This is a genomic window from Rhodococcus sp. NPDC057135 (assembly GCF_042670865.1).
Taxonomy (GTDB): Bacteria; Actinomycetota; Actinomycetes; order Mycobacteriales; family Mycobacteriaceae; genus Rhodococcus_F.
Genome location: NZ_JBHUUU010000020.1, coordinates 83729 through 97125, shown reverse-complemented (window position 1 = coordinate 97125; position 13397 = coordinate 83729). Strand labels below are relative to the sequence as shown.

The 13397-nt window shown below is 54.2% G+C and carries 12 protein-coding genes; 10 read left to right on the top strand and 2 right to left on the bottom strand.

Annotated features, from left to right (window positions below; all coding sequences use genetic code 11):
* Positions 1 to 193: 193 nt before the first annotated feature.
* From ACFT1A_RS28410 to ACFT1A_RS28400, 3 genes are all read left to right on the top strand, one after another.
* Positions 194 to 1339, top strand: coding sequence for a hypothetical protein (locus tag ACFT1A_RS28410; protein WP_378449722.1), 1146 nt, complete (start codon positions 194 to 196; stop codon positions 1337 to 1339).
* A gap of 144 nt (positions 1340 to 1483) precedes the next feature.
* A complete protein-coding gene (locus ACFT1A_RS28405) occupies positions 1484 to 1699 on the top strand; it encodes a helix-turn-helix domain-containing protein (protein WP_378449721.1) in 216 nt (71 codons plus the stop codon).
* A gap of 596 nt (positions 1700 to 2295) precedes the next feature.
* Entirely contained in the window at positions 2296 to 3120 is an 825-nt protein-coding gene (locus tag ACFT1A_RS28400; RefSeq protein ID WP_378449720.1) for a hypothetical protein, read from the top strand.
* A 23-nt stretch (positions 3121 to 3143) separates the two neighbouring features.
* Here ACFT1A_RS28400 and ACFT1A_RS28395 read toward each other — a convergent pair whose 3' ends face one another.
* Positions 3144 to 3536: a hypothetical protein gene (locus tag ACFT1A_RS28395; RefSeq protein ID WP_378449719.1), complete on the bottom strand. Its 393-nt coding sequence runs from the start codon at positions 3534 to 3536 to the stop codon at positions 3144 to 3146.
* A gap of 24 nt (positions 3537 to 3560) precedes the next feature.
* On the opposite strand from ACFT1A_RS28395, the gene ACFT1A_RS28390 reads away from it, so the two are divergent.
* Positions 3561 to 3710, top strand: a complete 150-nt coding sequence (locus ACFT1A_RS28390; RefSeq protein ID WP_378449718.1) for a hypothetical protein — start codon at positions 3561 to 3563, stop codon at positions 3708 to 3710.
* A gap of 1316 nt (positions 3711 to 5026) precedes the next feature.
* Here the strand turns inward: ACFT1A_RS28390 and ACFT1A_RS28385 are convergent.
* On the bottom strand, positions 5027 to 5170 hold the full coding sequence (locus ACFT1A_RS28385) for a hypothetical protein (protein ID WP_378449717.1): 144 nt from the start codon (positions 5168 to 5170) through the stop codon (positions 5027 to 5029).
* Between the two features lie 158 nt (positions 5171 to 5328).
* Here ACFT1A_RS28385 and lanKC point away from each other — a divergent pair, with 158 nt between their 5' ends.
* The 6 genes from lanKC (at position 5329) to ACFT1A_RS28355 (ending at position 13272) form a co-directional block, all read left to right on the top strand.
* Positions 5329 to 8055 (top strand): class III lanthionine synthetase LanKC, encoded by a 2727-nt coding sequence (gene lanKC, locus ACFT1A_RS28380; protein ID WP_378449716.1) that lies wholly within the window; start codon positions 5329 to 5331, stop codon positions 8053 to 8055.
* 46 nt (positions 8056 to 8101) lie between these two features.
* Positions 8102 to 8254 carry a class III lanthipeptide gene (locus ACFT1A_RS28375; protein WP_378449715.1) on the top strand — a complete coding sequence of 51 codons (153 nt, stop codon included), beginning with the start codon at positions 8102 to 8104 and terminating at the stop codon, positions 8252 to 8254.
* 83 nt (positions 8255 to 8337) lie between these two features.
* The gene (locus tag ACFT1A_RS28370; RefSeq protein WP_378449714.1) at positions 8338 to 9075 is read left to right on the top strand and encodes an ABC transporter ATP-binding protein; all 738 of its coding nucleotides are present in this window, start codon (positions 8338 to 8340) and stop codon (positions 9073 to 9075) included.
* Complete coding sequence (locus ACFT1A_RS28365) at positions 9076 to 11022, top strand: FtsX-like permease family protein (protein ID WP_378449713.1); 1947 nt, start codon at positions 9076 to 9078, stop codon at positions 11020 to 11022. It abuts the gene before it with no gap.
* On the top strand, positions 11019 to 12761 hold the full coding sequence (locus tag ACFT1A_RS28360; RefSeq protein WP_378449712.1) for an ABC transporter ATP-binding protein: 1743 nt from the start codon (positions 11019 to 11021) through the stop codon (positions 12759 to 12761). The genes ACFT1A_RS28365 and ACFT1A_RS28360 overlap by 4 nt, the downstream gene beginning before the upstream one ends.
* A 16-nt stretch (positions 12762 to 12777) precedes the next feature.
* A complete protein-coding gene (locus tag ACFT1A_RS28355) occupies positions 12778 to 13272 on the top strand; it encodes a DUF4288 domain-containing protein (RefSeq protein WP_378449711.1) in 495 nt (164 codons plus the stop codon).
* The last annotated feature ends 125 nt before the right edge of the window (positions 13273 to 13397 follow it).

Below are 13397 nucleotides of genomic sequence, written 5' to 3'. Positions count from 1 at the left end.
TGACGACCCGTGGCGTTTCCACTACTAACTCATCCATTGACATCCCCTAGCAGTTTGCCATGAAACGGATCACTTCGCACATACATAGGATCTGACAATATTCGGGAATTTGCCTCGATGTTCGAAGTTTCAGTTTTAGATCCAAATTTCGCCTTCCATTCTCTGTGAAAATGCGCGATAATTGCAGTAGCCCATGAAAAAAGAAGATCTACTTGCAAATATCTATCGCTTAAAGCTCATACTAACCGGAATCGCATTCGTTGTTTTAGGCCTGCTCGTTTCCGCACTCAGTGATTGGCTCGCATCGCAAAATATAACGAATTCTTTGGTTGCCCTTGTTCGTGGCCTCTCGGACGTCCTCCTCGTCACCGGCGCGATCGGCATTGCCATCGACTTCTTCACCGGACGTGACAAGGATGCTGCCGACACCGAACGAACCAGGCGCGTGCTCAAAGAGCTGACTCCCGACTTTGTTGATGCCGTGATAGACGGCTTCAGGGTTAGCAAAAAGGAACTTCAGCGGGTCGCGACACCCGAACTCCTGGACGAGATCGCGACTAACGTCTTGTCGCTTCGACTCGGTGATGACGAGTTCGCGCGGGAGATCTACGAAGACATCCGTGACCAGGCTATTCGAACACCGGAGCGCTGGTACGACGTCAAGGTGAATGTACGACTCTCCAATGGATTAGGAAAGACCGCCGATGGCCGTCCGCTTCTAGACGCCCTCATCGAATGGGAGTACACCACCACCCCAAGTCATCCGACGGCACGGTTTGCATGTGTCTCGGATATCAACGAGTTCCATGAACTCATCGCGGATGCACCTGCCACGTCGACGTGGTTCATGACCCCTCGTCCAGGGTTCGACGCATCGAAGCAAGAGTCATTCGAGCTACTTACCTTCAGCATCGACGGCAAGGCTCGCAAGATCCGACGAAGCGGACGCAGGAGTGGCCAGATCTACTCGGTCACCATCGGTGATGATGTCGTGCGCGATGCCCGCCCAGTGCGCATTCGCCACGCTTACCGAGCGATCGTCGATCCCGCGAACCATCGGCTGTTCCTCGCGATCGCGCAGCCCGCTCGAAACGTCTCGCTGGAAGTTGACTACTCGAACACAGACATAGCGCGCATGAGTGTTTCTGACCTCGTTCCAAGTCGACGCCGTCCGTACGTGAGTCAGCTCCCCGCCGGTACGCCCGGGAGGGAGCTGACAATTGAGGTGCCGGGCTGGGTTCAGGCCTGCGTTGGGTTCACTTTCGTTTGGACGCTCGACTCCGAAGAGCAACTAGCGCACCCTGAATCGACCCGTACGCGCGCCAACCCCGCTGCTTAAGGCCCCGTTGGTTGGACTCGTATCCCCGGGATCCACCGCTCATAGCATTCCTCTCCTCACCGCACCGGACGCTCCAGTGACTCCGAATGCTACTTATAAGTGTGTAGACCTTCAAGTAGCAACCCGGAAGCGTAACGGGTTGTTATGGAAGGTGAGCTGCAGAAGGTCGTGGGGCGCAATTTGCGCCGGTACCGGCAAGAACGTGGCTATAGCCAAGAAGCGTTTGCTGAGGTCATGGGTGTCCACCGGACCTACATGGGCGGTGTGGAGCGCGGTGAGCGCAACCTGACTTTGCAGACCCTGGAGAGAATGGCGGACATCCTCGACGTGGAGCCGCTCAGCTTGCTACGCGAGGCCTAGACGCGCCTCGTCGAACTACGGAATGCGTTTAACAAGCACACCCAAAACCAGCTCATGAGACGTGCGCGTCACACGTTTGAGTTGCATATCTGAAGATACCGTGACCCGAGATCTTGCAGTCTGGAAGATTTCCAAAGATCTGATCGATGGATCGCGAACGACATGATCTTGGCGAGCGGGCGTGTTCTGCGGTGAGCTAAACCCCTCTTCGTTGGATCCTCTGTGCTGCCGCTATCAGTACTTCGACACGGATGTCTGGCAACTTCATACGATTATCCACAATGCATGGCATCGCGCGGAGAAGTGTGATCGCATAAGCTGGTCGGTCTGGTCGGGTAATCTCTCTAGAACTAGGCGATTCCTTCGGTCTTTCGTGGAAGCGTCGAGTGCCCCCAAACTCCCCAGAGGAATTTCATATGCCCGACGTGCGATATTCTCTGCATGGCTTCCGCTCGTCCACTGGCTCACCTCGGGCCGGGACTCTGAAGGTCTCGCAGGCTGATTTGATTCGCGCCGCTGCGACTATCGGGGTCACCCCGTTCGGCAGGAATGCGAACCGCGTCCCCACTATCGTTGACATGCTATGGCGGTCAACTATGGCGTGGGCCAATCTAGTTCCCAGACACAATCATTGGGAGCGCAGCGAAAGCTACCGTCATATGAACCCGACTGAGAAGGGAGCAGTCAGCTACTTTCTCGGTCAGGTTCAAGCGAAACTTGCAGCCGAGCAGATCTTCGGAATATCTACATTTGCTCACTACGAAAGCTACCTAGAAGCACTCGGTCGAAGGACTAACAGCAGCCGACCGGATTTCATTGGATTCGATAACCTCGCCCGGACATTCGTCACAGTCGAGGCCAAAGGACGTTTCGGCAAACACCCTGCAGACCACTTCGTACGGACTGCAAAACGGCAAGCGCAGTCGGTGGGTTTAGCGACTACGTCAGCAACCGACTATGTCTATGCGCAAGTTGCCCATTTCGAGACCGGACAATGGGCGGCGGATCTTCACGATCCACCAATCGTCGGCACAACCACGGTTCCAGATCGATCAGCAGTCGCATTCGCGCATTACTGGCCTTCGGTATCGGCGATCAACCTTCAGCAATCGCGATCCGCCGAAATCGCGGAAAGTATGGATACCGATGCCTTCACAAACACCCGGTCAGCATTCTTTCCTGAAGGAGGTTTTCGAATTGGCGTCCCCGAGGAGATCGCAGCGGCAGTCACGAGTGCAGCAGACCGTCTTCGCTCAGGAAAACGATATGAGCGAGGTGTGGTATTCCCAGAGTGGGATGAAATCACCTCGCAACGAGTCGATACAGATGGCGATCTCGATATCGGTGACCCGGTGTCAAATCCCCAGCTGAGCGTCGGAAACGACCGGATCGTCTGCATTCTGACTGCTACCCGTCAGTAACAAGTGTTCCCTTAGGCATTATATCAGGCACGGACGTTAGTTACGCGGTGCCGGCGATACGCGGCGGGCGGTCGTTCCTCCGCGTGTTGAACGCGGTTGGTGGCAATGGTAATGAACATTCCAGATTTCGACGGCGATGCGCCGCTGGTGTGTCCGCGGGAGTACAGCAACTCCTCAGCGAGGATGCGGTTGTAGCGCTCGACTTTCCCGTTGTGTTTCGGCGTGTGCGGCTCGATGCGCATTGCCGCGCTTCTCGCAATGAAGACGTGAAATCTGTTGCCCGATAACGAGGCCAGTTGTCTGTGGTCACACGCTCGATAGGGTCGATACCGTGCGGCGAAGAACCCACGGGGGTTGTTCACGAAATCGATTGCTGTCGCGACGGTTTCGTTGTCGCTGGCCTCGGTGTACGCCAAGCGGGTGTTCCCGTCGATAGCGGAATGCAGACACGTGTAGCCGATCCGAGGCTGCTTCGCTCGGGGCATGTGCCGCTGGGATCGTTCGGCCTGCTCGGAGCCGCGGCCGTGGGCACGCCACCCGCCGCAGTCGGGATCTTCCCGACCATTTTCGCATCGACGTGCACCATCTGACCGAGTCGTTTCGCAACTTGACTGTGGATAGATTGGTCAGTCTGGTGTGTCCAGCGCTCCGGCGGACCCACCCGTCGGGAGACCCGAGTCGTCCGCGCCAGAACAACACTCCCTTGCGTGCAGCCAATGTGGATGACGGCGACTTGGAGGTGAAAGAATCTGATGCGTTCGAGATCGACAATCGGATTAGCGTCTCCGAATCGAGTCCTTGGGGGAATCCCACACACCAGGCAGCGTGCCAGCGTCCTCTTGTGTAGACGGTGCGCGCTTGAATCGTCGGAAAAATCTCACCCCTGACACCACGTGTCTGGAGATCGCCGCCCCGCACGGGACGAGAGCGGTCGGGAAACAACTTTCGTCCGAGTGGTTGACCACCCGCACCACGTCAGCCAGATGGAAAATCAGGGGCGCAAGGATTCAGGTCTCTATCCGCAGCCGGGTTCGTGCTGTCGGCGAAAGTCATTGCCCCATCCAAACTGACTGATCCAACGCCGCGGCTTGCTGACCGACCCCCCAGTCCCCAGGACGCCAGTTTTGCTCCAGGTCCGAGGCAGACCGCGATGCGTGACGCGATAGGGCGTGGCAATGAGTCACGGTGGCGAAGGTGCCGCCTATCAGTATGCCCTCTCGCGAGGCTCTGAAGGCGTGCGCCGGAGTCGCGGCTAACGCCAAGCGTTGCAGCGCGCCCGCATTGGATCACCACAACCCACGCCTCAGCATCTTCAGGGCTAGCGCAGTAGCCAGCACGGAATTGTGGATGGCGGCCATCGCAGCGCATTCGCATTCGCATTCGCATTCAATGAAGCGTGGCCTAGCAAAGTCATTGAAAGATTGATCAGTAAATCCAAGGTTCAATTAATTGTGTACAACTTCTCGAACCAGGGGTGCCCTAAATCACATTCATAAGCTATCGGCTATTGCAATTTGGACACCGAATATATTAGCGACCAAAGTCCTGAACTGGTCGACGATCTTGTCAGATAGAGAAAATCGAAACGCCGGCTCCGAGCCATCCAAAACGTCTCACGAGCGAAAAATCACTTGGGGTTATCCAAGCTGAGCGAACCGATAACAGCAGGTCAGAATCTAATTAGCCTGCATAACGATCGAGTCCAACTAAAGTACTAGTCGGACTCAACAAAAGAAGTACATGAATGAGATGGGCGAGGTGACGGAAAGGTCCAGAAACGGGCACGAGGTTGAAGGCTGCCCATCGACCAACCCATTGCTGCCGGCCGGTGGACGTGTTTCACTTCGCTGGTCCGCTCAGGGAGGGCGACTCACCAATCGGAGGGATCGATGATGGAAACAACTATTCACACCAATGACACGAGAGTGATTGCTACTCGGGCGACGGTCGTTGGCTTGATCGCAGCCGCATTCTTCGCATTCGCTCCTGCAGCGATTCCCGACAACATCAATCCTCTGCCGACTGCTTCGGCGTACTCAGCTGATTGCATAGCGTCAAATAACCTCGGGGAAATCGCGGACCACTACATTTCGCGGTGCAGGCAAGCGGTAGTGCGGCGCCAATTCCCCGGTCAGTACCTCTATTGGACTGTTGGACAGATTCGCGATGAGCGTAGCGCGCAGGCAAATAAGGCTTGGAAGTTGTTGAATGATTCCAGGTGGAATCGGTAGAACCACGGCTCCGGCTTATCGCCTAGATCCAATTTATTTAGGCTGTAAGTCGGAGCGTTTTGCCTATTATTCTAATCAGTGGCACCGCGCCAGACAAATGGCGCGAACGAAAACAGGCGGGGCGGCATTGCTGAACATCGAGAATTTCTGTCGACCCGACTCTCCCCACTATCAAAAACCGCAGGATGCCCGTCCACAGAACGGCATGGTCGAGTGGGCCGACATCGGACCTGGACAGTCCATCGTCGATACTGACGATTGGGTGCATGTGACGCAGAACCTGCGGCCGATGGACGCTCGCAGAGCATTTCCGACCCAGGGGTGGAAGGTCCACGTGAGCGCGACCGCTGAGGATGCGGCGCGAACACTTGAGATATGTTCGGCTATCTGTCGAAGGAGCAAGACTCCATACAAATTTGCTCCTTCGGTCAATGATGTCATCGTGCGCAACGCCAAGTATGCGGATCGAGCCGCGTCGGGGAAGTTCATCACCATTTACCCGGAATCTGAGGAGAAACTGAAAGTACTCTTACCGCAGCTGGAAGAAGCACTCGGGGACGCAGGCGTGGTCGGCCCCTATATCCTCACCGATATGCAGTGGCAGAAGGCGCCGATTTTCCTCCGCTACGGGGCCTTCAAACTAATTCAACGCCTTATCGAAGGTGAACTAACGCCGTGCATTCAGCGGCCCGATGGACAATTCGTCGCCGACCGTCGCATGCCGTATTTTGAACTACCTGATTTCGTTACGGTGCCGGAGTTCTTGAAGGAATCTTACGAACGCCGCATAGGAACAAATAGGGAGGAACTATTTCCATTCGAAATAATTGAGGCGTTGCACTTCTCGAATGCCGGCGGCGTCTACTTGGCTGCCCCCATGCTCAAGCCAGTGGAGCGCCGCGTCTTGAAGGAGGCACGCCCACACGTGGCGGCGGACAGCAGCGGGGACTATGCAGTGACGCGGTTGGCCAATGAAGCAGCCACGTTGGATGCCCTTCACTCTGTCGATGGGGTCGCCAAATTTCACTCTCTGTTTCAGTTTGCCGACCACACATTTCTGGAGATGGAATACGTTGAAGGGGTAACGCTCTACGAATGGGTCGCCCAAAACTATCCCTTCGGTACCACTATGGACGTTGAGCTGTATCTTGACCGTAGCTTGGAGATCGTAAACCGTCTCTCCCGGATTGTTTCCGAAGTGCATGATAATGGTATTGCAATTATGGACTTGCAACCGCGAAATATTATGGTTGGCAAAAATGACAAGGTGACGCTCATTGACCTTGAACTAGCACAGTCCTGTGATTCCCCGTCCAAACGATCGATGGGAACGCCAGGGTTTATGCCGCAAAACCTGCTGTGCCCCAAAGAGCACGACTTGTATGCTCTGACGAAGACCGCCATTCACATGTTTCATCCAGTCACTCCGCTATCATCAATTTCGGATAGCATCTGGACTAATCAACGCGACTATATCTCAAGCCACTTCGGAAGCCGACCTCTGGCGGCCATCGCCGAGATTTCCAGATTGAGTAGTCATATATTGACAGCGGAATCGGCAACTAAGCATGGAGCACGCGCATATCGCCACGTCGAACCCTTGGAATTATCGGACACGATGTTCGCGGATAAACTGAGGGACGGAATAATCCGAGCTGAGCAGCATAGACGTGAAAGCAATTTATTCCCGGGATCCTACGCTCAGTTCGAGCATCTCGGAAACTGGAACTTTTTCAGTGGCGCAGCTGGTGTTGGAATGACCCTGAATCGCGAAGGTGTGACCACCATCCAAGTGCGCTCCTCTATCATCAAAAATATTGACGAAATGATCCGCGATAGGACATCGGATCTCATGCGAGGTTCATTGGGTCCTGCCTGCTACCTCGCTGAGATCGGCGAGACCGGAAGCAGCAAAGATGTGGCCGAGAATCTCTACCGCTCGCGTCAGGAGCGGCACCTTCCAGGTTTCGCGCTCGGAATGCTGTCGCTGGCCGCTTGCGGCGTCGAAGTGGAAACGGGGCAGATTGAACATCTGTATAGCCTCTTGAAGGAGATGGTGGAGAACGCCCCAGCAAGTTTTGCAGAATCAACATCACTCTTCGATGGGTGGGCAGGCGCCTCGATTGCCTTAACTGCCTTTGGGAACTACACCGCGGAGCCGTCGTGGCATCACCTGGCGGCTGGCGCAGTTTTGAATGCCGAGTCACGTATGACTGACGGGCCCGATGGTTCCCTTCAGGTCGACGATGGACGACGCATACTCCCGTACTTGGGCAATGGTTCGGCGGGCTATCTAGTCGCCCTGGCGCTTATGGACCGAGAGGTCCTCAATCCACGACTGACGAAGTTAATCCCAGGATTACTCAAGGCTACGGAAGTTCGCACCTGCCTCTATCCAGGGCTTTTTGATGGAATGGCGGGGCTCGTCTTAGCGAGCACGATCGCCAAACGTCGGCTCTCGGAATACCTTGACCACTGCGACGAGGCAGCCGCGGACGCGGTGTATCCCAAACTCAGAGCGCACACGTTCGTCACCCGAGAAGGGCTTGTCCAAGTCTCGGGCACAGGCTCAAGAAGACTCTCAGTGGATTACGCATCGGGCAATGCAGGCGTGCTCTCGGCAATTAGATCTATCGGTGGTGAAGATATGTCGTGGTTACCGATAGCATCACCAGGAAATCTCTTTAAAATTGGCGTCAATTAAGGTTGAGCTTCTTGTAAAAATGAAGATAGGTTGATAATTGTGCAAAGTGCACGTGCAAGATAAGAAGGAGAATACTGTGAGCGGAAACATTCTTGACCTGCAGCGCATGGACCATATGGAGTCGGACACGCGCTCGTGGTCGACCTGGAGTTCAGGATGCGATGTCTCGTGGAGTACAAGCAGCGCTGGCTGCTTCTAAGTCCGGGTTGCTGCGGACGGACTATGATCGGTCCGTCCGCGGCGGTTCGCCCATGATCTAAGAGAGAGGACAGAACCCGAGAAATGGAATCTCAAGATCTTATTTTAGAGAACCTCTCGCATTCGTTTTCTAAAGATGCACAAACGTGTGTTCTGAATGACGTGACCGTGAAGTTTCCAGCTAATACCTGGACTGCGGTTATGGGTCCCTCGGGGTCTGGAAAGTCCACGCTACTTAACTGCAGTGCAGGGCTACTCGTCCCCGACCACGGTTCGGTGATGCTAAATGGCCAGGACATAACAAAGATATCACGAGCCGACAGAGTTAAGCTTCGCAGAAAATCCATTTCCGTAATCTTTCAGGACTTTAACCTGGTGCCCTCTTTAACTGCGCTGGAAAACGTCGGTCTCCCTCTCCTCTTCGATGGTCAGACGCCGGATCGTTCGAAGATGTTGCAGGCGCTTGACAGCGTCGGCATCCAGAACCTTGCGGATCGGAGGCCAACGCAGCTTTCGGGAGGAGAACAACAGCGGGTGGCCATCGCCCGGGCGCTGCTCGCGGATGCCGCATATATATTTGCCGACGAGCCGACGGGATCGCTTGATTCACGGTCAACTACTCGCGTACTCGAACAAATGCGCAATATCAGTGAGAATTCGCAGAAGACGATCGTCATGGTGACACATGACAGCTATGTTGCAGCCTTTGCGCATCGCGTGATCTTCGTGCTCGACGGTGAGATTGTTGATGAGATATATGCTCCTACGGCCGAGCAAATATCGGAAAAGATGAATCATTTGCGCCGCACAGAGGTTGCGTAGATGTTTACGTACGGGATCAGGTCTATCCGCAGGGACGTCCGCACATATTTCGGAATTTTGGCCTGCAGCTTCTTCACGACCGTCGCAGCTGCCGTTTTTGTAGGACTGCTAACCTCCATCGGTGCCCGAGATGGAGTTGACCTGGACAGTTATAATCCGAATCGTCGGGGCCTAACTCTAGCGACACTAGACGCAGCAACTTCATTCGCAACTTTTGGGGCACTTTTAGCCGTGTTTACGGCGGTCTTTCTGTCGATCACGATGATCTCATACTATATCGAGGGGCGACGATCGGCATTTAGGGTCTACGCACTCAGTGGCGCAACTGATGGACAATTGTATAGGCTCACAATCACGCAAGTCGTGATCGTGACACTATTTTCGGCTACGCTGGGCGCCGTAGCCGCGCAGGGTCTATTGCCGTTTTTCCTATCGATCCTGCGCAAGACTGACGTGGTTCCCGATGAACTGCTCCCGCATAGCTCGATGTGGGCAGTGATCGCAGTTATCTTGGTCGCTGTGGCAGTTCCGACGATATCTGCACTAATCTACCTAAGAGGGTTGATTTCGCGACGCTCATTCGAGGTTAGTCCAACGCGACTAGTTGATCAGAATTCGGTTGGCAAGGTACGCATCTGGATCGTAGGCTTGGCTGTTCTGGCGATATTAGTGTTGTTCGTGATCCCGAAAGACGTGGGCGATTTCCAGTTGAAGGTTGCGCTCCTGACGATGGCCGCCACCGCCGGACTTTCGGCCAGCTCACTTCTGATCGTGCCGTCTATTTCCAGACTTGTCGCACGTCCCTGGTTTGTCATCCAGCCAGGCATATTCACGGTGGTTTCTCGGGGCGCTAAATGGAATATGCGCAGGATAGCAGCAACGGCAAGTCCTATTCTTATTGTCTTATCCTTGTGCACAATGGTGCTAGTCCTAGCGGAATCCGGGCGTGCCGTATCAATTTATCAGCGCGCCGCTGGAATGAATGCCCAGGTGGTTGTCAGCCTGAAGTCCGGAATTTCGGGGCCAGAAATTTTCGATGATATCCTTCCGCTGGTCGAGAGAGCAGATCCTGAAGTAGGTGCAGTGGCCTACACGGTTGATACAGATTGGGCATGGACGGATTCACGATCCGGTATCCCCGCGCTCGCCAGGACAAGTTCGCCGTCGGTTTTCGCGACTACGGTGGGATTAGAAGCGAAAGAAGGATCCCTAAACGATATTGCTGGGCTGGGGGTTGCCACCGCGAACCCGCGCTTTAGTATTGGAGACGTAGTTCCGCTTACTTCTCCCGACGGAACGGTTCACGACGCAGTCGTTAGAGCAAAGCTGCCGGCAGATTCTTTCATCGGCCAGATATTCTTGGTCGATTGGCAAACTTTCCCTGGGGGCGGCAAAGCGGAGAGCCCGAAGATCTTCGTGAGCTCACAGGACACATCCTCATCTGCGGCTTCCGACCTAATTAATATGCTTCACACTTCCAGCCTGGATGCAACGCCCGGCGTAGGAGCAATCGAATCGTGGGATAGCTATAGTGATCGTCAGGTACGTGATGCCTGGCAAAGTCAAAAGACAGGCATTTTTTCCGTTTTGGCCGTAGCCGTTGCGTTGGGCTTGATGATCATGGTTCAGTCGATATTCTCGAGCATCGCAGGCCGGGTGGAAGAGTACCGTTCTCTTGAGCGGTGCGGATGTACCCGACCACAGATTGTAGGAATATGTCTTTCTGACTTTGCTTCTGTGTTCGTGAGCTCTCTGGTTCTATGGATTGCAGTCTTCTCCGGATTCTACTTATTCATCAGTGAGTACTTTCGATACCTTAAAGTCTCACTCATCCCACCGGTACCCTTTGAAGTCGTTGGGGCGCTTGTTGGTGCCCTCTTCGTCGTAGGCCTGCTTTCGTACGTCGTGAGCGCATTTGTTGTTTTACGACGATTGGATTCACGATGAGCGAGCTTACGCATCGTAGGAGTGAGGTGCCGGACTCGAATCGCGTGAAGGTTTGGCCAGACAGCCGACGCGACTTGCTGCGATTTTGCGCGAGTCTTCTATTGGCGGTTTTGGCCACCGGGAGTGTTCTGATAGTACCGTTGGTTGTGGGCCGTTTGATCGAATCAATCTCGGACGGGTCACCCGACGTGTCGTCGATAATCGTGATGGTTATTATCGTGATTGGGTCTTCCATCGGTTCCTCGGCGTCGACCATCTTGGTGTCAAAGTTCGCAGTTTCGGTAGTCGAGTCGGCACGGAATCATGTCATGGCGCATTCGCTTAGATTGCCGATGGGGTACGTGAGACATCTTGGTGTGGGCCGGTTCTTGAACCTCGTCTCGATCGATAGCGGGCGTCTAAGGAACTTGGTTGATTCTGGACTGATACAATTGGTTGTTGCCACGATCACTGTCTTCGGCACTCTCGCGGTGATGCTGATCATTGACTGGACCTTAGTGGTAATTACGTTATGTTCCTTCGCTGTGGCAGCGGTAATCGTAATCGGTGTCATCACACGCGTACGTGCACATCACTTGGTGGTGCAAAAGCGCACAGCGGAACTATCCGAAGACTTTTCTAATACTCTCAGATCGCTCACCGTGATTAAGGCCTATCGCGAGGAGGTAAATGTAGCCGGCCGTCTGGCTCGACGGACCTCGGAGGTGTCCACGGCTGAGGCAAGGGCGGCAACAACTGACTCGCTAATGGCGCCAGCGATCGTTGTAGCACAGCAAGTAGCGCTCGTTTCAGTTGTAACAATTGGTGCAGCACGCGTCGCGAATGAGTCGATTTCGATGGGCAGTTTCATCGCATTCATCTTGTACTTGCTTCAGTTAACTGGTCCTTTGATTATGGGTGCTTCTGGGTTGAGTAACATGCAGACGGGGTTAGTCTCCCGGCGCGCTGTAGATGCTCATTTATCGGTTGCGCTCGAATCCGGAAATCATGATTACTATGATGAATCAGGGCTTGCAAAGCCGTGTGATTCAAGGCTGAAGCCTGCCGGTTCAACGCGCGTCCACAGTCTCGTCGAAATGGAAGATGTCAGCTTCTCTTATAATGAGAGTCTAGTTCTTGCAAGACTTACTTTGTCGCTTCCATTTAGAGGCATTACGGCAATAGTGGGGCCGTCGGGATCTGGAAAATCTACCGTTCTCTCTGTGATCGAGCGTTTCGTTGATATTGATTCCGGCATTGTGAAATATGATGGACAAGATATCTCTAAGTGGGACTTGAATGCCCTGAGATCGAGTATCTCCTTCCTCAACCAGGAATCTTCGCTGGTGGATGGGACGGTGCGCGAAAACCTTACGTTGGGCGTCGAAGTTTGCCCTTCCGAGAACGTTCTATGGAATGCTCTTTCTGCCGTTAGCCTCCTGAACATGGTTCAGTCTTTACCTGGAGGCCTAGATACACGGATCGGCGGTTCGGTGGAGCTTTCGGGAGGCGAACGCCAACGTCTTGCGCTCGCGAGGGTCTTCGTGGTCGATCGACCGCTGGTCCTGCTGGACGAACCAACGTCGAGCGTAGACAGTGACAATGAGCGGAAGATCGTGGAGGCGTTGCGTGAGCTTTCGGCACGGTGTTCTGTCGTCGTGGTAACTCATAAAGCAGCTATGGTGGCATGTGCGGATCAGGTTATAACGGTGGAATCTGGACGTGTGCGAGATTTGGATTACACACTGGACTCCGTGTGATCGAGTAGATTGACGCGTGGAAACGCTGTCGATTCTTTCTGAATGTCGAACCATGCGATTTTGCAATTGGGCTTATCTGACCTGCGTTTGGAAAACTGAGATCGAAGGTGCAATCGATGCCACGCCTGAGGAACCCGCTACTCATGGATTGCGTGGTAGCCTCAAGAGTATGAATGATGCAAAAAAGGCCTACTTCGCAATCGCTGTTTTCGAACTCGGTACGGTAGACGGAACTGGCAAGTTGTTCCGGGAAGACTTTTATTTAGTTTATGCGGATGACGATGCGACTGCGAAAGCTCGGTTCGAGAATTTAGCTCGGGAGGAAGAGTACACAGCCCGCACAGGAGAGGATAAATCGTACGTTCGTTTGGCTCATATTATTGATGTGGCTCCCACACTTCGCGATATGACTGGCGACTCTGTAGAGCTTTATTCACGCCACTTCGCATCCTTGGAAACGTACTCCGACTTTGAGATGAAGCTTGGTGGTCGTGACCCGTTTGCTTCTTAATCACCACTGAGTCGGGTCGCGGATGTGCACGACTCGGCCAGAGCGTGATGCTAAACGGATCGGGTGGTGACTGGCGAAGCTTGGATGCGTCTCGATTGATATCATCTCTGATGAGGCGCGGCTGT